Here is a 21746-nt window from a genome sequence, read left to right on the forward strand (position 1 = left end):
GGCCCTCACTCGAGTTCGCCGATCGCGGCGGCCAGATCGCCGTCGTTCGCCTCGAGGGCGTCGCGGGCGTCGTCCTCGCTGACGTCGGCTCGCTGGGCGACGAGTTCGACGTCCTCGTCGGGGATACCGGCGTCGCCGTCGTCGGACTCGCTGGCAGTTCCGCCGGCCGAACCGGCGTCGACCTGTTCGGGCGAGCCGATGACCTGGTAGGTCTCCTGGCCGCGGGCGTCCATCTTGGTAACTTCCGCATCGTCGAAGACGAGGTCGTACTCGTCGGTCCGGATGATGACCTCCTCGGCCTCGATATCCTCGACGTCGATCCCCATCTGTTTCATCATCTGTTCCATCTTGCGCGGATTCAATCCGCCGCCGCCTCCTCCAAACATAGCTGGACCGACGACGCGGGCGACCTTTTACTCTGCGGTCTTCACCAATCGGTTGCGAGAAACGAACGAACTGCTGCTGGCTCGGTTCGGCGCGTTCGACGACCGGTTACGCCGCGGGCACACCCTCGCGGACGGCCACCGCCATTCCGGTGTCGAACGCCGTGATCGCCGCCGCATCGAGCTGGGCAGTCCCGACGGCCAGCAACTCGCCACGCTCGTGGACGACCAGGACCTCGTCGCCCGGTCGAATCTCGTCGCCCGCCTCGCGGACGAACTTCGCGAACACGTTCTTTTCGTCGCGGACGAAAGGCTCGCTCTCGTCGTCGACAACGACGCGGTAAGCAGGGGACTCGAGGCCGGCTGCGAGCCGGCGACCGCCCTCGATCCCCAGCGTGAATCGGCCGTCGGTCCCGAAGGAGACGAGACGGCCATCGTCGGCGTGGACCTGCTGGGGACGACCCGAGGACGTGCGCTTGATCGTCGGCGACTCCTCGAGGGGGAACAGCGCGGCGCCCGCCCCGGCACCGAACTGGTAGTCAGCGATCGTCCGCAGCGTCGACAGATCCGCATCGCCGTCAGCGTTACTCATCGGTCGGTGTTGGGCGGGGTGGGTCGAAAGCCCTTCGACCGACGGTCGCGTCGCTCGGTATCCGCGTGGTAGCCTCGTCGTAACCTGACGCCCTCGAGATCGACTCCGCAGACGCAGTGTTCGGCCCGCCGATCGCAGTCATCGCTCAGTCAGTCCCAATCCCTGTACTGTCGGAATCTCCCAGTTTTGCGTCACTGCGACCAGGCGTGTCCCGACAGTGACGACGGCACAGGTCGCGGCAGCGGTACTTGCGCCCGCGCCGAGGGCGTCCGCGACCAGAAAGGAGAGTCCACCGAGGACGGCACAGCTCGCGTAGAAATCGTCGAACAGAATAAACGGCGACCGATCGAGGAGGATGTCGGCGAGTGCACCGCCGCCGACGGCATTGATCGTCGCGATGGCTACGATCCCGAATGCCGAGACGTTCGCTTCGGTCGCGACGATCGCACCAGTCGTCGCGAAGGCCGCGAGCCCGATCGCGTCCGCCACGAGCGTGAACGGATGCTCGTCGGGCGATCGTAACCCGATCCGCAACACGATCGCCAGGAGAACGCCACCGAGTGCTAGTACGATTTCGGTTGGGGTCTGCAGTACTAACGGGACGCGAGTCACGAAGAGGTCGCGTGTCACACCGCCTGCAAACGCCATCGCGAGCCCGACGATCGCGATGCCGAACAGATCGAATTCCTCGCGGATCGCTTTCGACGAGCCGACGAGTGCGAACGCGACCAACCCGATCGTATTCATGACGGCAAAGGGATCGCCCAGCAAGACGACGAACAGCTCTCGGAGTGCGACGACGACTTCCTGACTCACTATCCAAATTTGGGATGTACGGCTCTTGAGTGCTACGTATCGAATCTCTCCCGCTCGAGGAGATACCGTGGAGAGGGGGATGCTACTGTCCGGTAGTTTCTCGAATTCGTGTCGCTCAGCAGTATCGATCGCGGACCAGACCGCGGTGGTTATATACGGTCGGTGGGAACTCGAGGACGAGTATGGATTTTACCCAGATCGCGTTCGGACTCGGTCTCCTCGCGATCGGTTCCCTCTCGTTCGTTTCGCCGTCGTCGCTCGATACCGCCGTCCTCTCGTTGCTGACCGGTATCGGGCTCGTCGCCGGAATCGGACTGCTGTTTTCGACGCTCGCACGCGACGCTCGTGGTTCGTAGGTATCGGTCGCGAGTAGTGCTTGATACGGATTACTGTAACGATTTACCGGCGCACCCGCCGCCCGGGTCGCGGGTGCGCCGGAAATGACTTACAGTAAACCGTATGAGGGCGTCCGTTTCGAAGCGTTCCGACGCCAGTCTAGAGGAGGAACGTCTCGTGGCGATCGCCGAGGTCGAGAAACGTATCGGCCGCTCCGATGAGTTCGTCGGCGGTCGACGATTGGAAGGCCATTACTTCCACGCGGACGCCCTCGTGGCGCAGGTGTGAACAGAGCCGCGAGAAGTCGCCGTCGCCCGTACAGAGGACGATCGTATCGACGTGGTTTGCGAGCGTCACCGCGTCGAGGCTCATACCGACGTCCCAGTCGGCCTTTTTCGTTCCGTCGGAGAACGTCTTGATGTCTTTGATCTTGGTCTCGAAACCGATATCGACCAGGGCATCGAAAAAGCTCTCTTCTTCGGGTGCGTCCGCGCGGATGACGTAGGCGATCGCTCGCGTAAGTTGCCGGTCCTGCACCGCTTTCTCGAGCAGGGACGAATAGTCGATATTACGGCTGTGAAGACTCTGTGCCGTGTGATAAAGGTTCTGCGCGTCGACCTGCACCGCGACGCGCTGGTTCGGGTGGATGTCGGTCACAGTTGCCAGGTCGACGACGAGACGTATAAATCGCCTCGTTCGCCATCGTCGTCACTCTCGAGGGAGAAATCGGGTGAGAGGAGTAAGCCCCCTTCTGTTCGACCCGGCATTCGGCTGAGCGTCCGCCCCGTCCGCGGCGAACCGCGGGTCGTTCGGGCTACCACGGGACGGACTTGCACCGGTGAGGATTCGCCGTTCCATCGATCCTCGGCCGTCTCTCCGCAGCCGACCGTGCCACGCGTTCGGCGGGTGTCCCGCCACGCGGTCTGTGTTCTCACATCGAGAACCGAACACGGTCTGCGGTTTCGAACCGCGGTGTTCGACTGCGGGAATGCGCGCGGTTGAGGCCGCTCGCGGTTCGCGGTCAGGAGACCGCGTCCCTCTGCGGGTTAGCTACCCTTCCTTGCGGTCGGGGTCGCACGCGTCATCGGTCGGGCCGAGACGTGTCGTTTCTGTTCCAGAGCCAGCGGTCTCGCGCTCCGGACTTGCGTCCGGTCACCTGCCCAAACGGGTGGGGGGACTTTCCTCGCGGGCGTGATGCACCCTGACGGGATGGATCACGTACGGTGGCCGGCCGTTGCCGGTCCGGCCATCGCGGCAGCCGGGCTCTCTCTCCCACTTTCACTAGGGTCTCGCCTCGAATAAGTCCCTCGGTCGGTACGGAACCGAGGAGTGTGGCGCCAGAGAGAGCCAAGCACCCCACTCGAGGAGCGTGCTACAGGTCGCCGAGCCACTCGGCGAACGGACCAGTCAGGAACTCCCAGTACTCGAGGATACCGAGGATCAGCGCGACGATCAACACGAGGATGACGGGAATTCTGACGGCCCAGATCCAGGCGGTGCCGTACGCACCGAGATCGCCGGTCCCACGACCCAGTTCGGCAATCGCGAGGTCCGAGAGCGACCACCCGACGAGAATCGAAAGCAGGAGACCGCCGAGGACGAGCAGGATCTGATCGGCGAACAGGTCGAACAGGTCGAGCAAGACGAGGTCGGTCGCCGACGGAATCCCGAGTAGGAAGATCGCGCCGCCGATGGCGACGGCCGCAACCTTGCGGTCGACGCCGCGTTCGTCGATGACGTAGGAGACGACGACCTCCATCAGACTGATCGCACTCGAGAGAGCGGCGATGGCGACGGTGCCGAAGAAGATGGTGCCGAGGAGCCAGCCGAGCGTGAGATCGCCGAAGGCAGCGGCCAGCGAGACGAAAATCGCCCCGGCGCCGGGATCGGCGGGGTCGATGCCGGCCGTAAAGAGGATCGGGAAGACGATGAGCCCGGTCACGAACGCGATCGCAGTGTCGAAGCCGATGATGATCGCGCCGTCTTCGGCGAGGTTTCGGTCCTGGGCGAGATAGGAGGCGTAGGTGATCATCACACCCATCCCGAGCGAGAGCGTAAAGAAGGCTTGGCCGGCCGCGGCGGGCAGGATGCTTTGCCACTCAGCGGCGATCACGCCCCAATCCGGCGAGAGGTAGTAGGCGTAGGCCTCGCTGGCTCCCTCGAGGGTGAAGGCGTAGGCGGCCATCCCGACGGTGATGACGATGATCGCGGGGACCATCACCTTCACGGCGAGTTCGATCCCTCGTTGGATACCGTAGGCGACGATGCCGATGACGACGGCCATGAACAGGGCATGCAGGAGGATCGCGTCGAGCCCGCTCGCGAGCGAGACGAACTGGCTTTCGGCTTCCCCGGCGTCGGCGAGGTAGCCGTCTTGCAAGCCCAGCAGCGTGTACCGGATCGTCCAGCCGGCGACGACGCTGTAGTAGGAGAGGATGATGAAGCCGGTCGCGATGAAGATCCAGCCGACGTACGACCAGACGCCGCTGGCGATCTCTTCGAGTGCGCCGACGGGGTTGCGCTCGGTGTACCGGCCGACGACAAACTCAACGAGCATCGCCGGAAAGCCGATGATCGCGATGAACAGCAGATAGATCAGCAGGAACGCGGCACCACCCTCCTGGCCGACCTGGAACGGAAACCGCCAGATGTTGCCGAGCCCCACCGCGCTCCCGACGGCGGCGAAGATGAACCCCACACGCGTCGCCCACTGCTCGCGTGGTGCATCAGCGATGCCCATATCGGTGAACGCACGCCACGCCGACAAAACAGCCAGTGACCGTCCCGTCGAGTAATCCGCATTTGTCCCCGGTAGGCCGACGCTATGGTCGCCAAAGGGTAGCTACGGACACCACGTCGACTCCGCTCGAGGACCGTCGCCGCTGGCCTCGAGTCAGACTCCCGCGAGCGAAAACCGGCGGGTTTTACGCTTGCCAGCGAAAGGTATCGAGTATGAGCACCGACGAGTTTCCGACGGATCGCCCGGCGGTCGTGACCTGCGGGTTGCCCTACGCCAACGGCGACCTCCACATCGGTCACCTCCGTGGCTATATCGGCGCAGACGCGTTCAACCGCACGCTCGAGACGCTGGGCCAGGAGACGGCCTACGTGTCGGGCTCGGACATGCACGGGACGCCGGTCGCCGTCAACGCCGAACAAGACGGCGTCGATCCGGCGGATTTCGCCCTCGAGTGGCACGACCAGTACGAGGAGACGTTCCCGAAGTTCAACGTCGAGTTCGACAACTACGGCCACACTCACGACGAGACCAATACGCAGCTGACCCAGGAGATCGTCCGCACGTTAGACGAGGAAGGCTACGTCTACGAGAAGGAGATTCAGGTCGCCTACGACCCCGACGCCGACCAGTACCTTCCCGACCGCTACGTCGAGGGGACCTGTCCCTACTGCGGCAAGAAGGCTCGCGGGGACGAGTGCGACGAGGGCTGTCAGCGCCACTTAGAGCCCGGGGAGGTCGAGGATCCCACGAGTACGATCACCGGTAACCCGGCCGAGTACCGCGAACGCTCTCACAAGTTTTTCGAGGTCTCGGCGTTTGCCGACTACCTGACCGACTTTCTCGACAACCTCGAGGGCACCTCGAACGCGCGCAACCAGCCGCGCCAGTGGATCGAAGACGGCCTGCAGGACTGGTGTATCACGCGGGACATGGACTGGGGGATCGACTACCCCAACGGGACGGCCGACGGCGACGACGAGGACGATCTCGTCCTCTACGTCTGGGTCGACGCTCCCATCGAGTACGTCGCCTCGACGAAGCAATACAGCGAACGCGTCGGCACGGACGAGTACGACTGGGAACGCGTCTGGAAAGAAGACGGCGACATCGTCCACGTCATCGGCCGGGACATCATCCAGCACCACACCATCTTCTGGCCGGCGATGCTCGAGGGCGCCGGCTACAACGCCCCGCGTGCGGTCGCCGCGACCGGCTTCATCACGATCAACGGCAAGGGGCTCTCGACCAGCCGGAATCGGGCCATCTGGGCGAAGGAGTACCTCGAGGAGGGGTTCCACCCGGACCTGCTGCGGTACTATTTGACGACGACCGGCGGCCTCCAGCAGGATGTCGACTTCTCGTGGGACGCCTTCCAGGAGACGGTCAACGGCGAACTCGTGGGGACGGTCGGCAACTTCTGGTACCGCTCGCTGCTCTTTGCGTACCGCAACTACGAAGGGACCCCGGAAGTCGACGTCTCGCCGGACGTCGCAGACCGCATCGAGGGCGCCATCGGCGACGTGCGCGAGAACGTCAACGACTACTCGCTGCGTGGCGTCGGCCAGGCGGCCGTCGAGCTCGCCCAGTTCGGCAACGAGTACATCCAGCGCAACGAACCATGGAAGCTCACCGACGACGACAGCGAGGCGCGAAGCGCCTCGGAAGAGCCGAGCGGCGACGAGCCGCGAGGCCCCGAGCAGGCAGCCCAGGTCATCCGCGACTGTGTCCAGATCGCGAAAGCCGTCGGCGTCCTCCTCGAGCCGATCACGCCCGAGAAGTCCCAGCAGCTGTGGGCACAGATCGGTGAGGAGGGCACGGTTGCCGACGCCCACATCGAGGATGCCCTCGAAGCCCCACCCCGAAACTTCGACGAACCCGGCGAACTCTTCGCAAAGATCGAGGACGACCGCGTCGACGAACTCAACGCGAAACTCGAGGAGCGCGTCGCAGCCGCCGGGGCCGACGCGGAGGAGTCCGACACCGAACACGACGACACCGACGGGGACGAATCCGCCGACGCGACGGACACGAGCGAGGCCGCCACGACCGACCTCGAGGCGCTGGCCGAGGACCGCATCGGATTCGAGGACTTTCAGGAACTGGACATCCGTGTCGGCCGCATCGAGACGGCCGAAGGTATCGAAGGGGCAGACGACCTCGCTCGCCTCGAGGTCGATATCGGCCTCGAGACGCGACAGGTCGTCGCCGGCATCAAGCAACTACACGATCTCGAGCAACTTCCGGGAACGAAGTGCGTGCTACTCGCCAACATGGAGCCGGCCGAGCTGTTCGGCGTCGAATCGAACGGGATGATCCTCGCCGCGGGCGAGGAGGCCGATCTGTTGACGACCCACGGCGACGCCGCGCTCGGCGAGAAGATCAAATAACGCCGGCGACCGCCGAGTACGGTCGATCGAATTGCGAGTTCTGCTGGACAGTTAGAGCGGGATCGTGACGAGCTGTACCAGCACGAGTACCATCGCGATCGCGCCGAGGACGACGAACAGCACGTGCTCGAGATCCGGATTGCCGGCTTCGATCGGCGTCGAACTCGGTTCGGGGGCGTGGGGATCGTCTTCGGCGGCGTCCGATTCGTCGTCCGCCTCGGGGCGCAAATCGAGCGTGATTCTGTCCGACCCGTCGTCCGTCATCGACTCGCTCTCGGGATCGGCAGGCTCCTCGGCCGTGATCGGTCGCGTGTCGGGATGCCAGTCGGTCTCGGGGCCGGCGTCGCGTTCCGGAACGTCCGGCGTCGACGGCGTCGCATCGTCCCCCCGGTCGGGTGCGGACGAATCGTCTGTCATAGCTCACCGTACAACCCGTGGACGCAAAAATCCGCCGTCGTGAGCTGGCCTCCCAGAATCGAGACAGCCGTCGGTTATGGGGCGTCCGTTCCGTCGTCGTCGATCGCACCGCCGTAGACAACGCCGCGCTCGGCGTCGATCGTTACGACCGCTCCCTCCTCGGCCTCGGCAACGTCGGCGTCGCTGATCATCGGGAGCGAAAGTTCTCTGGCGACTAGCGCCGGATACCCCGTCATGCCACGCTGAGCGTTGACGATGCCGGCGATCTTCGAGACGTCGCCCGAAAACTCGTCGTCGAACTCGGTGCCCAACGCGAGGATCGCTCCCTCGGGAACCGACGAGAGGTCGCCATCGGTTACCCGCACGAGCGGTCCGGTCGCCCGCCCTTCGACGACGACTCGGCCGGTCGTCAGCGCCTCGGCGGCGACGTGGACTTTGAGCATGTTCGTCGTGTTTGCCCCCTCGAGGTCGGTCATCATCCCACAGAGGACGACGACGGTGTCGCCGCTCTCGGCGACGCCGGCATCGAGGGCGGACTGGACGGCGCGTTCGATGACGGCGTCGGCACCCTGATCCGAAACGTCGGCGTACAGCGGGGTGACGCCCCAGGAGAGGGCGAGTCGACGACGAACACGATGGCTCGGCGTCGAGGCGACGACCGGGACGCCCGGCCGGTACTTCGCGGTCTTCAGGGCCGTGTAGCCGGACTCGGTCGCGGCGACGACCGCGTCGGCACCGATGTCACGTGCGAGAAATCGCGCGGACCGGGCCAGTGCGTCGGTTCGGGCCTCGCCCGCGGCCGGGACGCGTTGTTCGAGCAGCTCGTCGTACTCATCGGAACGTTCGACTTCCCGGACGATGCTGTCCATCGCGTCGACGACGGCGATCGGGTGGTCGCCGATAGCCGTCTCGCCGGAGAGCATCACGGCGTCGGTGCCGTCGAGGACGGCGTTTGCCACGTCAGAGGCCTCCGCGCGGGTCGGACGACGCGCCTCGACCATCGAGTCGAGCATCTCCGTGGCCGTGATCACCGGGAGGCCGGCGTCGCGACACTCCCGGATGATACGCTTTTGAATCATCGGCACCTCCTCCATCGGACACTCGACACCGAGATCGCCGCGTGCGACCATGATCCCCTGGGCTGCGTCGACGATTTCGTCGATGTTCTCGACGGCACCGGCCCGTTCGATCTTCGCGACGATCGGAATGTCGGCGCCCAGTTCCTCGAGGACCTCGTTGACCTCGTAGATGTCCTCGGCGTCGCGAACGAAACTCGCGGCGACGAAGTCGACCGACTTCTCGGCGGCGAGTTCGAGATCCTCGCGATCCGATTCGGTGACGATCTCGAGATCGAGGTCGACGCCGGGGACGTTGACGCCCTTCCGGCCGCCGAGTTCGCCGCCGGTGTCGACGCGCGCGTAGATATCCGAGCCGTCGCACTCGAGGACGGTCGTCTCGATCAGCCCGTCGTCGAGCAGGATGCGGTCGCCGGGTTCGACGGCGCCGATCGACAGCGACAGCGAGACGACCTCGGGCGAGACCGTCTCGCCCTCCCGAAAGACGATTTCGGAGCCGGTCTCGAGAGACACCGTCTTCCCCGCTGGCAACGGTGCGGTCCGAACCTCGGGGCCTTGCATGTCGAGCATGACGGCGACGGGTTCCTCGCGTTCCTCGTCGACCGCACGCACGCGATCGATCAGTTCGGCCCGGTCTTGGCGACTGCCGTGACTCGCGTTCAACCGCGCCACGGACATCCCGGCCTCGGCCAGCTCTCGAACCGTCTCTCGATCGCTCGAGGCGGGCCCCAACGTACAGACGATCTTCGCGTTTCGCATATCTCGGGCTACCGCGAGGACGGGCAAAAAGATAGTTGATTTACTCGGTGTCGAGTGATGTTCGGCCACATCCATCGGCCGATCGGTCGACGACTCCGGTCGTGGCGACGGACGCCGTGAAACTGCGCTTCCCGTCTTGTGCCACTCATCCGGTTTACTGTCAGCCATTTCCGGCGCACCCGCGACCCGGACGGCGGTTGCGCCGGTAAATCGTTACAGCAATTCGTATCAATCGTTTTCCGGATCTTCGTTGAGTCATCGACTATACCGACCTACCTTTCAACAGCGAGAGAGTCCCGCCCTACCCATGATTTTCTGCCCGCTGGGGTCGTGCCCATCATACTGTCGGACAGAAGTCAGTAAAGCGTCGGTCGCGAATTCGCGGCCGTCCTTACGGTGACGGCCGCAGTACTGCGACCGATCGTTGAATAGTTCTGTCCAACAGTATCAGTAACAACTCGGGAAACGTGGGTGTGGTTTGGCGTTCACCCGTCATCAAAAACGCGAGCCTGCCCGAGTCAGACTCGGACGCAAGTCCCAGTCAGGCGGATGGCACCGCCCGCACGGGCCAAGCGGATACCCAAGCACACCACTCCCGCACGGGACTGACGGCTTGCGTGCAAACCGGAGTACCTGCAAGGGAAATCTTGCCTCCGGTGGTGTCGGACCGGCCAACCCCACACGAGAGGAAAGTCTCGGCGTTTACGCCGAGGATGTCATATGTCGCTCATTCGTCTCGGCGATCGAGACGTTCAGAACGCCCAGGAGATGGCCGCCGTCTGGGGTGAGATTCGAACCGAGTTCGAACAACACAACGCGACCCTCGAGGAGTCTTACGCCATCCTCGGCGAACACGACTTTCTCATCATCTTCGAAGCGGACGATCACGAGGCGGGGTTCAAATCCGCGTTGACGCTGCGCCGACACGGGCTCCGAGGGCAGACGATGGAACTCGTCGACACCGACGACTTCTCGGATCTGGTCGACGAGATCTGATCGCGGAGAGCGCCCAGATCGCGCGGCTGGTTTCGGTTGGATATCGGTGGATTAACTGTCGAATACAATCTATTGCTCCAAATACATATATTGTGTCGGCGGGAATCGATAGCCGTTACCGATGTCGAACGATCTACCCCGCAGACGGCTCCTTGCCGGAACGGCCCTCCTCGGGACGGCGTCGCTTGCCGGTTGTCTCTCCGAAACGCCGCCCCTCGAATCGACGGCCGCCACCGGGTCGCCATCTGCCGTTGGTCCCACAAATCGGTCCCAATCGAACAGCCCGCCACCCGATCTCGACCTCGAGAACCTCGAGTCGTTCGTCGACGAGCGGATGGCTGCACTGCTTGCGGCCCACGACATCGTCGGCGCGTCGGTCGCCGTCGTCCAGGACGACACCGTCGAGCTCGTGACGGGGTACGGCGATACTGGCCTCGAGGACGGGACCGCGGTCGACGAGGAGACGGCGTTCCGGATCGGCTCGGTCTCGAAACCGCTGGTCTGGACAGCCCTCATGCAACTGATCGAGGACGGTCGGATCGATCCCGACGCAGACGTTCGGGAGTATCTCGAGTCGGTCTCGATCCCCGAAACGGGTGACGAACCGATCACCGTCGCCCACCTCGCGACGCATACGGCCGGGTTCGAAGAGCGGTTTCAGGGGACGTGGATCGACGATCCGGACGAGCGCCGACCCCTAGCCGACGTGCTCGAGGCGGAGCAGCCCGAGCGGGTTCGACCGCCGGGGGTGGTCGCTTCCTACTCGAACTACGGCACCGCACTCGCCGCCCAGGTCGTCGCCGACGTCACCGGCTCGAGCTTCGACGAGTACGTCGAGCAATCGGTATTCGATCCGCTCGAGATGACCGACGCGACGTTCAACTATCCGCGGCCCGACGACGACACGACGGTCGCCAACGGCTATACGGCTGCCGCGGGGACGATCCAATCGGTTCCGGAGATCTTCCTCGAGATCTGGCCCGCCGGCAGCGCAACGGCAACGGCGACGGACATGGCCCGATTCGTACGTGCTCACCTCGGCGACGGGAGCGTCGCTGACGGGCGGATCCTCGAGCCCGAGACGGTCGCGACGATGCACGACCAGTGGTTCACACACCACGGCGCGCTGCCGGGCACCGCGTTCGGGCTGCTCGAGGGTGAGCGACAGGGCACGCGCGTGCTCGAACACGACGGCGCACTCCCGGGCTCGTTCTACAGCTACCTTCTCTTTGTCCCCGAGTACGATCTCGGACTCTGGCTCGGATACAACACGAACACCGGCGCGGTCGCAAACGCCGAGTTCCTCGACGCATTTTTCGAGGAATTCCTCCCTGCGGGCGCCGACTCACGACCGTCGGAACCCGACGGCCGACCCGACCAGGGCGAGGCGCTCGAGGGGACGTATCGTGGCGTCCGGGTTGCGGAATCGACCCACGCGAAACTTTCCTCGTCGCTACAGGCCGGGACGATCGAGGTTACCGTCGACGAATCGGGCTATCTCGTCACCGACGCCGGCGCCACCATCGAGCGGTGGGTCGAACGGGAACCGCTCGTCTTCGACGCCCTCGAGGGCGACGACACCCTCGCCTTCGGCGAGACCGGCGAGGATATCACGCACCTCTTTACCGGCTTTCACGCCTACGAGCGGATCGGTTGGCAGGATTCAATGTCGGTACAGGGCACCGTCGCCGGCCTCGCCTCGCTTGGGATGCTTTCGGGCGTCGCCGGCTGGCCCCTCGCGTGGGCCGGGCGGCGGGTACTCGCCGGGGACGACGATACCACGATGGATACCGACTCGAGTGCAGCGGCGTCGGAACGTGGCAACGTGGATGCCCAAGACGCCGGATCGGCGGATTCAAACGAACGAGCGCATTCGGACGGCGGTGGTGAATCGTCCACGGCCGGCTTCAGGGATCGGTTCCGAATCCCCGCACCGCACGCCCGCCCGCGGTGGGTCGCCGGCGGCGCGAGTGCGTGTTTGTTCGGCTTCGTCGCCGGCACGATCGGTCTGTTGTTGATGTTTCCCTACACGCTGTTGAGCGATCCACCGCTGTCGTACACCGTCCTCACGATTCTCCCGTTGCTCGGTACTGTTGGCGCAGTCACCGCCCTTGGCTATGCGATCGTCGCCTGGCGTGACGGGTACTGGGGCCGGTGGTCGCGACTGCATTATACCATCGTCGTAGCCAGCACCATCGCCTTCTGCTGGCTGCTGTATTACTGGAACTTCCTCGGACTACCGGTTTGAGGGAGGTGCCGTATCGATGTCCCGGTGCACCCGAAAGGCGGCCATGGTTGAATCAGCCGACACAGTTCGTATGCGGCGATAGCCACGAGGTCGCCGGTACGGATTCGGTCGTTGCAGTTAGCGGTGATATTTGCACCGCCTGCAGCGATAGCTCCGGATCGGTCACCTTGATCGAAGATGTGGAGGTATGAACTTTCTTCCTCGTGATATCGACACATTAAACTCGGTTTAAACCCACGACAACTCGTCGTAAGAACGGTATACCGTCATCCCCGTTCAAGTAGTTCTCCCCACTATCAACGGATGGAGGTCGACGGGTAGACCCCACCGAGGCACGAACGCCTGTTCCCGTGACTTCCAGCAATCCCACCACAGCACCCTTCCCCCCACCATTGCCACACCGTCTCCGACGCGGGCGAGGCTGCACCCGCCTGCGTCGAACCCTGCGGTTTTGGCATCCCGGGGCGCGATTTCGCGCCTCGGGGCGATTTTCACTCTCGAGCGACTGCGTCATCGGTTACTGCTGTCTCGAGTGACGACGTCACCGCTCACGAAGCCGCTGTAAGACCGGAATCTCCTCGAGACGATCGTCCTCGAGCAGCGACCACTCGATCCCCGACGGTCGCTCGTGACCGTCGGGTTCGGGACGAACGATGCGGTCGGGTGTGGCGATCAGGTCCATCGGGACGTCGTGAGCACCGACCGGTAGTTCCTCGTCGACGACTTGGCGCTCGTGGACCGTCGTCGCGACGGGTGTCGTCTCGTCGACCAACTCGAGTTCCCGGAGGATGGCGTACTCGAGATCGCTGTAGCCTTCACCCTTGCCGATCCGGCCGCCGTCGGCCGAGACGGCGACGCTGCCAGAGACGATCAGATCGATCGAGTCGACATCCTCGGGGCCGACCTGCGTGCCGTACTCGGCCGATCCCGACACCGTCGTCGCGGCGTCGTAATCCTCGAGGTCGTCGGGGTCGAGTTTCAGGAAACATCGCTCGTCTCGCAACCGGGGGACGGCCATGTAGACGGTCTTTCCCGCGCGCAGCGCCCGCCGTCGGACGGGGAGCTGTGGCGCGTCGGGATTGGCCTTGATCGTCGCTGCCTGTTCCCACTCCGGCTGCTCTGCCAGCCGCTCCGCGGCCACCTTGGCGTCCGCAAAATTGGGGATCCGGCCGTGTGGCGGGAACGGAAACCGGGCGACGCCGCTGCCCTCGAGGTCGTCCCAGACCCGTTCGCGAATCGTCGGTTTGTCGGGGTTCGCCGCGGGCGTCTTTTCACTCATCGTCGTCCTCCGATCCGTCGTCCGATTCCGCGGGTTGGGCTAGATCGACGAGTCGGTTCGCTTCCGGGCGGAGGATCGATTCGGCCGCGAGTCGTGTCGTCTCGGCGTTGCCCGGCAAACAGCAGATGACCGTCCCCTCGGCGACCCCGGCGAACGTGCGCATGGCGACGATCTCGGTCCCGATCTCCCGGGCGGCGAGGGTGGTAAATAGCTCGCTGAACGTCGGCAGCGTCTTGTCCAGCAACGGCTCGACGGCTTCGATCGTGACGTCGTCGGGTTCGATGCTCGTCGCCCCGGCCGTGAGGACGACCTCGACGTCGTCGCGTTCGATCATCCGTAAGACGATCGACTGGACGCGGTCGTGTTCGGCGACGACGTGCTCGCGTGTCGCCACCTCGTGGCCGTCCCCTTCCATCGTTTCTCTGATCGCCTCGCCAGCAGCGTCGGACTCGAGCGATCGATCCGTCGCGATCGTCACGACACCGATACAGAGCGCATCCGATTCGTCCATAGCCGTCTCTCGTCGGCCACCCAGGTAAAACGTACGAGAGCACCATCTGGGCTACCGGTCTAATACCCAGGCTAGCCCAACTGTTATGGCCGCCGTTTCCGTCTACAGCCCTGTATGCAGGCAGTCCAAATCACCGAGCACGGCGATACCGACGTCATCGAATACGACGAGTACCCCGACCCCGACGTTGGCCGCGACGAGGTGCTCGTCGACGTCAAAGCAGCGGCGCTCAACCACCTCGATATCTGGACGCGACGCGGGATGCCGGGGCTGGACCTCGAGATGCCCCACATTCCCGGCAGCGATGGCGCTGGTATCGTTGAGGATGTCGGCGACGGCGTCACTCGGTTCGAGGTGGGCGACCGCGTCGCCCTCTCGGCCGGCGTCGGCGACCTGCGGATGGACGATCCGACGCTCGATCCCCGCTATCACATCATCGGTGAGCACGTTCCCGGGATCCACGCCGAGTACGCCGCGATTTCGGCGGACAACCTGATTCCAGTGCCCGACGATGTCGACTGGACCGTCGCAGCCTCGAGCTGTCTCGTCTTCCAGACTGCCTGGCGGATGCTGATCGAGCGGGCCGAATTGGAGGCCAGCGAGTCCGTCCTCGTGCTGGGTGCAAGCGGCGGCGTCGGCCACGCGGCACTCCAGATCGCAGACCACGCTGGCGCGGAGGTGTATGCGACGGGCAGCACGGAAGCGAAACTCGAGTACGCGAAAGATCACGGCGCCGATCACGTCTGTAACTACGAGACGGAGAACTTCGCCGACTGGGTTCGCGAGGAGACCGGCGGGCGCGGCGTCGATGTCGTCGTCGAGCACGTCGGCGCGCCAACCTGGCAGGACTCGCTCGCGAGTTTGACCAAGGGCGGCCGGCTCGTCACCTGTGGCGGCACGGCCGGTGGCAACCCCGAGACGGACATCCCCCGCATCTTCTGGAATCAACTCGAGATCATCGGCTCGACGATGGCCACGCCGGAGCAAGTCGACGACGTCATGGAACTCGTCTGGGACGGGACGTTCGAACCCGCGATCCGTGAAGAATTGCCGATGAGCGAGTCTGCTCGCGCTCACGAAATCATCGAGAACCGCGAAGGCTTCGGGAAGGTCGTCGTCCGGCCCGATAGCGAACTCCAGTAACCCCTCTCGCGACGACCGTCGTGGTCGTCTCCCATCTCTGTGTCTCTTCGCCACCGCCGGCGCCGACAGCAGTTTCAACCAGTCTCACTTAAAATACATGCTTTATATAGTAGTATTTTACCAGTATGATATTATTGCTATCCGTATCTACGATCAGCCTGCTGCAGTACGTTTCAATTGGCCAATAACTATTTATCAGTAGCCGTACGACTGCTGCGGTACGGTGAGCATACAGCTGTGAAGGCCAATCTTTATTCCGACACGATCCCAGCTACTACTCATATGAACCACCCCTACGGCAGGTGTCAGAATTGTGGGGAACGCCTGTACGAACACGTCGAGGGGGGCTACCAGTGTCTGAACTGTGACAGCCGATATCCCGAGGACGAACTCGAAGCGCCCCTCGTGGACGGAGCGTAACGAACTCGACGCACTCGGTTTCGCGTTACTGCGGTTCGCCAGCCGTTGACACCCCAGTCGCTATCTCGCAACGCTTTTGACGTGTGGGTTCGGACGGTTTACATGGCGAACGACGTTCCCGAGCACGAGCCTTATTCTTCGAAACTCGAGGTACCGGAAGCGCTAACCTTCGACGACGTCCTCCTGCGACCCAAGGAGAGTCGTGTCGAACCCGACGACGCCGATCTGACCACCCAGGTCTCGACGAACGTCGAGGTCTCGGTCCCCATCCTCTCGGCGGCGATGGATACCGTTACCGAGAGCGACATGGCGGTCGCGATGGCCCGCCACGGCGGTCTCGGCGTGCTTCACCGAAACATGACCATCGACGAGATGGTCGAGGAGATCGGCCGCGTCAAAAGCGCCGACGAACTCATCATCCCCTTCGACTCGGTCGTCACCGCCGACCCGGAGATGTCCGTCCGCGAAGTCGACGATCAGATGGCCCGCGAGGGTGTCGGCGGCGCGCCCGTCGTCAACACCAACGGCGAAGTGCTCGGCATCATCTCGAGTACGGACATTCGACCGCACCTCGAGGTCAACGAGGACGATCCGGTTACGGAGGCGATGACCGACGAGGTCATCACCGCCTCGGAGGACATTGATCCGCGTGCTGCGTTCGATCTGATGTACGAACACAAGATCGAACGCGTGCCCGTCGTCGACGACGAGAACCTGCTCGTCGGTCTGGTGACGATGCAGGGAATTCTCCAGCGCCGCGAGTACGAAGAAGCCGTCCGCGACGAGGACGGTCGCCTGCGCTGTGGCGTCGCGGTCAGCCCGTTCGAGGCCGACCGTGCGGAAGCCGCCGACGAAGCCGGCGCGGACATCCTCTTTATCGACACCGCCCACGCCCACAACAAGAACGTCATCGAGGGCGCTCGAGAGATCGCATCCACAGTACAGGCCGATGTCGTTGTCGGTAACGTCGGGACTCGGGAAGCCGCCGCGGAACTCGTCGACTTTGCCGACGGCATCAAAGTCGGCATTGGCCCCGGTTCGATCTGTACGACCCGAGTCGTTTCCGGTGCCGGCATGCCCCAGATTACGGCCGTCGCACAGGTCGCAGACGTCGCGAACGAACACGACGTGCCGGTGATCGCCGACGGTGGTATTCGGTACTCCGGTGACGCGATCAAGGCGATCGCCGCGGGTGCTGACGCCGTGATGCTGGGCTCGTACTTCGCCGGCACGGACGAAGCGCCCGGCCGCGTCGTCACGATGAACGGCAAGAAGTACAAGCAGTATCGGGGTATGGGCTCGGTGGGTGCGATGAAATCCGGCGACAGCGACCGATACCTCAAAGAAGAGCCCGAGGACGACGAGTACGTCCCGGAAGGCGTCGAAGCCGCGACGCCGTACAAGGGCTCGCTGCAGTCGGAACTCCACCAACTTGCCGGTGGGATGCAATCCGGTATGGGCTACGTCGGTGCCGGAACGATCTCCGCGTTCAAGGAACGGTCGGAGTTCGTTCGCGTCTCCTCGGCCGGCCAGGCCGAAAGTCACGCCCACGACGTCGTCATTACCGACGAGGCGCCCAACTACTCGCCCGATAGCGACTGATCGTCGTCAGCCGGCGGGCCCCGCTTTACAAGCGGTATAGGAGAATGCCCGGGGCTTGACCCCGAGGCAATTCACTGTTCGACATCGACTGACGATGTCGTGAACGCACCCTCGTCGATTTCGGCGTCGTACTCCTCGATCGCCGTTCGAACCAGTTCGAACACGCCCGACTTGCTCCAGCGCGCCGTGTTGATGTGCAGATCGTAGAACTCCCGGTCGTCGATATCGATCTCGTAGTAGGACTCGTACCGACCGGCCTCGCTGACCTCCCGGACCCGCATCTCGGCTTCGGTCTCCATGCGGTCGCCGATACGCTCGAGGCGAACGTCTTCGGGCGCGTCGAGCCAGATCCGGAGATCGGCGCGGTTGCCGGCGAGCCAGCCGGCCAGCCGGGACTCGAGGATGAAGGGTTTGTTCACCATCCCCCACTCCTCGGCGATCGACTGCAGCCGCTGGTCGAGCGCACGGTCGATCTCCTCGGAGGCGTCCGCTTTCGCGGTGAGCTGGTTGAGCGACAAGTCCCGGTCGTCGGCGAGTTCGCGAAAGATGTCGCCGCCGGAGACGTACGGGCAGTTCATCGCGTCGGCGAGTCGTTCACACAACGTCGTCGCTCCACAGCCCGGCGGACCGGAAACGGTAATGAACAGGGTCGTCTCTATCGGTTCGGTTGGCGACGGTGTCTCGGCCATGTCGACACATCGAGAGTCGGGGTGAAAAATCTCCCCTCTCGAGTCGTCGGTGTGAGACCGTCTCAGACCGTTAGCTGATCGTAAATGTGCGCTCGCACGCCGTACACGTCATCCGGAACCCGCCCTCGTCGGTGAGCTCGAGGCCGTGGCCGACCTCCTCGTCGCACTCCTGGCAGTAAATCATCGACTCGATCTGGTCCCAGTCGTGTTTCGCACCAGGGGCGCCGAACGCAAAGCCGACGACGGGTTCGTCGCCGTCGTTGTACCCCTGCTGGAACTCGCCGGGAGCAAACCGGATCACTTCGCCTGCCTCGACCGGCACGGTACCCTCTTCGGTATCGAACGCGGCCGTCCCCGACTGGACGTAGAATACCTCTTCCTGATCGTGGTGGGTGTGATAGCCGCCGGAAAACGACTCGTCGGGCTCGAGTTCGAAGTAGTTCATCGCGAAGTCCGAGAAGCCGAGCGCATCGGATATGGGCCGCCTGATCGAGTGGACCTCCATCGGATTGCGCTCGACCTCGATGTCGTCTATCGCTGTTTTGTCCATACGGGGTAATAGTTGTCCCCTGAACCAAAAATACCGTGGGAAAGAGCCTCACGCAGATCGACGTGATGCGGGAACGCAACGCCTACGTTCGTTCGGGCCCGACGACCAGCCGTGAATCGCCGTACGGTCCTCCAGTCCGCGAGCGCAGTCGGGCTCCTGTCGCTTGCGGGCTGTCTCAGTGGCGTGCAGGAACACTTCGAGGGGAACGTTCAGGGAATCGTCCCGCTCGAGATACACAGCGAAGCCGACAGCCAGTACAACATCCAACTCGAGGCCTACGAGCGCGAAACGAACCGTCAGTCCTACGACGAGGGCTACTCCGTTACCCCTGGTGAAACGGTCGGCCCACCGCATCTCAGTGCGACCGATCAGAGCTTTCGCGTCACCACGCTCGAGCCCCAGTCCGGAGCCACGGTCGACTCTCAGGAGGTGTCGATCACATCCGAAACGCAACTTGTCTTGATCTACATCCAGGAAGACGACCTCGTCATCGACGTCGACCGCGGTGAGCAGGGCGAAACGATCGACGATCCGGACGAACTCGCCGACCGCAACGAATCCGACGGCGACGACGAAGACGGGCTGTAACGTCGGCTGCCATCCCCGGCGGAACGCGCCGTTAGGGATACGGATGAAACTCCCGCTCGAGGCGCGGCTCGAAGCCGAGCTCAGCGGGGACTGTCTCCGCACGGTCACCGAAGAACGAATCGCCGGTAAACAGCGGCTGTGCACCCGGGACGACGACCCGGACCGCTTCGAAGCCGATAGAGTCGACGTCACGGGTCGTGAGCCGCGCCGCGTAGGGCGTGAGCCCGACGGCCTCGAGTTCGTCGACGATCGTCTCGAGGCCGTCGCGACCGGTCGGTGTAGGATCGGGACCGACGCCTGCGGCTGGAACGCGTTGCTCGATGTCGACGAACGAGCGTCCCACCTCGGGAAACGTCGCGTACTCGCCGATCGCACCCGAAGCCTCGTCGGCATCGTCGGGGCCGAGGTTTCGCAGTTCCATCCAGTTCTGGAGGGCCTCCTCGAGGGCCCCTCGCGCCGCCGCGGTGGCGTCGAGTTCGGCGGCCGATCCGACGGCGAACGCCGGCCAATCGTCTCCCGCTGGGTCGATCTCACGGTCGGCGGTTGCACGGTCGCGATGGACGGCAACGGCGACGACTGGCACGTCGATGTCCTGTGTGACCAGCAACGGCGTCACTGACAGCCCCTCGCTTCGTGCCCGGCGCTCGAGCGTCCGAAAGCCATCATCCGTAACCTCGAGGCCGAGCGGCTCGAACGTCGAGTACCAGGCGAGCATCGTCGCGTCGCGTTCGACGACTTCGGTCAGCCCCGAGCGGAGAGCGTCGACGCTCGAGGAGCCCAGCCCGAGTCCGGTCGTGATCGCGGGCACGAGCGGGCGTCCAGGTTGGGGAAACTGGACCGCGGCGGCCGGCAAGTGGACGGACTCCCCACTCGCGAGGTTCTCGCCTTCGACCCAGCGGTGTTGTGTATCCGGATCGTACGCGGGGGCGTCGTCGGGGCGAACGAGATCGGTCGGCGACACGGCGCGTTCGAGTTCGGCCTCGCTCGCGTGGACGAACTCCTCGTCACGATAGACGCCGGCGCAGTAGCGCTCGAGGCCCTCGCCGACGGCTTTCATTAGGGCCGCGTTCCAATCGTCGGCGACGCCCGCCGCCTGTGTTGGGGCGCTCGCGTCGCTGAAGCCGCTGGTCTCCCCGTTCGTCGCGAGATAGTACGGCGCCGGGAACGACTCGATCTCGCCGATCGAGGCGACGATTCCGACTCGGTCGTCGATCGCCTGCTCGACGTGTTCGACCGCCGTCTCGAGGTCGAAGGCATCCTCGTCGCGCTCGAGCGTTCGATCTCGCTCGGCCGTCGCACAGTCACAGCCAGGCACGGGCAACACGCGTCGGCGGCGGTGTGGTAGTTCGACGACGTGGCCGAGCACCGACTGCTCGTCGCCCGAGAGGATGCGAATGCACTCGCGGCCAGCTACCGCACCGGCAAGGCGAGCCGTCGCACGATCGGCCGACGGGCTCTCAGTCGTCTCTTCGGGCGTCACGTGTGACGTGACTCGAGCACGGAGACAGTCGAAACAGCCGGTCTGGGGAGCAAATCCCGATACCGCCGCGTCGACCGCCGACAGTGAGACACCGCCGATACCGCCGATCTCGACGGCGATCCAGGGGGTCGCCCCCGACAGTGCGGCCTCGTTCGCGCGCTCGAAGATCCGTGATCCGGCGACATCGGCGACGACGGCGAATCGGGCGTCGGTCAGGGCAGGTGGTTCCGCGTCGGTTACCGACACGTCGACGTCTCCCAGCGCAGCGGCGACGGCCCCACGGACCGGATCGTCGCCGACGACGTGAACTTGCATGTGCGAACGCTCGCGGGGTATCGTGAAAAACACCGTGCTCGAGACGCGGCGAAAAGCGACCGTCGGTGTCGACCGGCTGCAAAAGCGGTGATGAGGACCGAACGCGTCGAGATCGGACGTTACTCGTCCCCGGTTCCGGTCGGCCCGTCGGCGGGCATATCCTCGCCTTCCTGAATCGCCTTGGCCTCCTGTTCCATCGCCTCGACATCCATTTCGGCTTCCTCGAGTTCGCCGATCATCTCCGCGATGTCGTCGAGGCCAATCAGTTCGCGGGTCTCCTCGTCGAAGTCCAGGCTCTCGAGGGCGTCGCCGTCGTCTTTGATGTCGCTACCTGAGAGGTGTTTGCCGTACCGACCGACCATCGAGGTCAGTTCCTGGGGCATGACGAACGTCGTCGAGTCGCTCTGGCCGATCTGCTC

General features: G+C 64.2%; 20 protein-coding genes, 1 other RNA gene and 1 pseudogene. 8 read left to right on the forward strand and 14 right to left on the reverse strand.

What is annotated here, in order from left to right; translation table 11 throughout:
• Positions 1-5 precede the first annotated feature (5 nt).
• From D8Y22_RS02475 to D8Y22_RS02485, 3 genes are all read right to left on the reverse strand, one after another.
• Positions 6-386 carry a nascent polypeptide-associated complex protein gene (locus D8Y22_RS02475; RefSeq protein WP_141463150.1) on the reverse strand — a complete coding sequence of 127 codons (381 nt, stop codon included), beginning with the start codon at positions 384-386 and terminating at the stop codon, positions 6-8.
• A 106-nt stretch (positions 387-492) separates the two neighbouring features.
• Positions 493-975 carry a PUA domain-containing protein gene (locus D8Y22_RS02480; RefSeq protein WP_141463151.1) on the reverse strand — a complete coding sequence of 161 codons (483 nt, stop codon included), beginning with the start codon at positions 973-975 and terminating at the stop codon, positions 493-495.
• Between the two features lie 138 nt (positions 976-1113).
• Positions 1114-1722 carry a trimeric intracellular cation channel family protein gene (locus D8Y22_RS02485; RefSeq protein WP_141463170.1) on the reverse strand — a complete coding sequence of 203 codons (609 nt, stop codon included), beginning with the start codon at positions 1720-1722 and terminating at the stop codon, positions 1114-1116.
• 251 nt (positions 1723-1973) lie between these two features.
• Here D8Y22_RS02485 and D8Y22_RS22170 point away from each other — a divergent pair, with 251 nt between their 5' ends.
• A complete protein-coding gene (locus D8Y22_RS22170; protein ID WP_174811729.1) occupies positions 1974-2147 on the forward strand; it encodes a hypothetical protein in 174 nt (57 codons plus the stop codon).
• 139 nt (positions 2148-2286) lie between these two features.
• Here the strand turns inward: D8Y22_RS22170 and D8Y22_RS02490 are convergent, their stop codons facing one another.
• The 3 genes from D8Y22_RS02490 to D8Y22_RS02500 form a co-directional block, all read right to left on the reverse strand.
• Positions 2287-2784: a LabA-like NYN domain-containing protein gene (locus D8Y22_RS02490; RefSeq protein ID WP_141463153.1), complete on the reverse strand. Its 498-nt coding sequence runs from the start codon at positions 2782-2784 to the stop codon at positions 2287-2289.
• A 71-nt stretch (positions 2785-2855) separates the two neighbouring features.
• Positions 2856-3401, reverse strand: an RNA gene (gene rnpB / locus D8Y22_RS02495) — RNase P RNA component.
• A gap of 98 nt (positions 3402-3499) precedes the next feature.
• Entirely contained in the window at positions 3500-4867 is a 1368-nt protein-coding gene (locus D8Y22_RS02500) for a sodium-dependent transporter (protein ID WP_141463154.1), read from the reverse strand.
• A gap of 212 nt (positions 4868-5079) precedes the next feature.
• On the opposite strand from D8Y22_RS02500, the gene metG reads away from it, so the two are divergent.
• On the forward strand, positions 5080-7254 hold the full coding sequence (gene metG / locus D8Y22_RS02505) for a methionine--tRNA ligase (protein ID WP_141463155.1): 2175 nt from the start codon (positions 5080-5082) through the stop codon (positions 7252-7254).
• A 51-nt stretch (positions 7255-7305) separates the two neighbouring features.
• Here metG and D8Y22_RS02510 read toward each other — a convergent pair whose 3' ends face one another.
• Positions 7306-7671 (reverse strand): DUF7312 domain-containing protein, encoded by a 366-nt coding sequence (locus tag D8Y22_RS02510; RefSeq protein ID WP_141463156.1) that lies wholly within the window; start codon positions 7669-7671, stop codon positions 7306-7308.
• A 74-nt stretch (positions 7672-7745) separates the two neighbouring features.
• Positions 7746-9506: a pyruvate kinase gene (gene pyk / locus D8Y22_RS02515; RefSeq protein ID WP_141463157.1), complete on the reverse strand. Its 1761-nt coding sequence runs from the start codon at positions 9504-9506 to the stop codon at positions 7746-7748.
• Between the two features lie 720 nt (positions 9507-10226).
• On the opposite strand from pyk, the gene D8Y22_RS02520 reads away from it, so the two are divergent.
• Both D8Y22_RS02520 and D8Y22_RS02525 read left to right on the forward strand, forming a co-directional pair.
• On the forward strand, positions 10227-10502 hold the full coding sequence (locus tag D8Y22_RS02520) for a GYD domain-containing protein (RefSeq protein ID WP_141463158.1): 276 nt from the start codon (positions 10227-10229) through the stop codon (positions 10500-10502).
• Between the two features lie 121 nt (positions 10503-10623).
• On the forward strand, positions 10624-12750 hold the full coding sequence (locus D8Y22_RS02525) for a serine hydrolase domain-containing protein (RefSeq protein ID WP_141463159.1): 2127 nt from the start codon (positions 10624-10626) through the stop codon (positions 12748-12750).
• A gap of 541 nt (positions 12751-13291) precedes the next feature.
• Here the strand turns inward: D8Y22_RS02525 and D8Y22_RS02530 are convergent.
• Positions 13292-14029, reverse strand: coding sequence for a 5-formyltetrahydrofolate cyclo-ligase (locus D8Y22_RS02530; protein ID WP_141463160.1), 738 nt, complete (start codon positions 14027-14029; stop codon positions 13292-13294).
• Positions 14022-14540: a MogA/MoaB family molybdenum cofactor biosynthesis protein gene (locus D8Y22_RS02535; protein WP_141463161.1), complete on the reverse strand. Its 519-nt coding sequence runs from the start codon at positions 14538-14540 to the stop codon at positions 14022-14024. Before D8Y22_RS02535 ends, D8Y22_RS02530 begins: the two co-directional genes overlap by 8 nt.
• A 114-nt stretch (positions 14541-14654) precedes the next feature.
• On the opposite strand from D8Y22_RS02535, the gene D8Y22_RS02540 reads away from it, so the two are divergent.
• The 3 genes from D8Y22_RS02540 (at position 14655) to guaB (ending at position 17705) form a co-directional block, all read left to right on the forward strand.
• Positions 14655-15683 carry a zinc-binding dehydrogenase gene (locus tag D8Y22_RS02540; RefSeq protein ID WP_141463162.1) on the forward strand — a complete coding sequence of 343 codons (1029 nt, stop codon included), beginning with the start codon at positions 14655-14657 and terminating at the stop codon, positions 15681-15683.
• 282 nt (positions 15684-15965) lie between these two features.
• The gene (locus D8Y22_RS22175; RefSeq protein WP_174811730.1) at positions 15966-16103 is read left to right on the forward strand and encodes a hypothetical protein; all 138 of its coding nucleotides are present in this window, start codon (positions 15966-15968) and stop codon (positions 16101-16103) included.
• 102 nt (positions 16104-16205) lie between these two features.
• Positions 16206-17705 carry an IMP dehydrogenase gene (gene guaB / locus D8Y22_RS02545; protein ID WP_141463163.1) on the forward strand — a complete coding sequence of 500 codons (1500 nt, stop codon included), beginning with the start codon at positions 16206-16208 and terminating at the stop codon, positions 17703-17705.
• A gap of 71 nt (positions 17706-17776) precedes the next feature.
• Here guaB and cmk read toward each other — a convergent pair whose 3' ends face one another.
• Entirely contained in the window at positions 17777-18394 is a 618-nt protein-coding gene (gene cmk / locus D8Y22_RS02550; protein ID WP_141463164.1) for a (d)CMP kinase, read from the reverse strand.
• 70 nt (positions 18395-18464) lie between these two features.
• Positions 18465-18944, reverse strand: coding sequence for a cupin domain-containing protein (locus D8Y22_RS02555; protein WP_141463165.1), 480 nt, complete (start codon positions 18942-18944; stop codon positions 18465-18467).
• A gap of 111 nt (positions 18945-19055) precedes the next feature.
• Here D8Y22_RS02555 and D8Y22_RS02560 point away from each other — a divergent pair, with 111 nt between their 5' ends.
• A complete protein-coding gene (locus D8Y22_RS02560; protein WP_141463166.1) occupies positions 19056-19532 on the forward strand; it encodes a hypothetical protein in 477 nt (158 codons plus the stop codon).
• Positions 19533-19563: 31 nt separating this feature from the next.
• On the opposite strand, the gene D8Y22_RS02565 is transcribed toward D8Y22_RS02560, so the two are convergent.
• Positions 19564-21327, reverse strand: a complete 1764-nt coding sequence (locus D8Y22_RS02565) for a YcaO-like family protein (RefSeq protein WP_141463167.1) — start codon at positions 21325-21327, stop codon at positions 19564-19566.
• Positions 21328-21446: 119 nt separating this feature from the next.
• Positions 21447-21746: pseudogene (locus D8Y22_RS02570) on the reverse strand (SPFH domain-containing protein); the annotation flags it as partial.

It is taken from the genome of Salinadaptatus halalkaliphilus (assembly GCF_006543045.1).
Taxonomy (GTDB): Archaea; Halobacteriota; Halobacteria; order Halobacteriales; family Natrialbaceae; genus Salinadaptatus; species Salinadaptatus halalkaliphilus.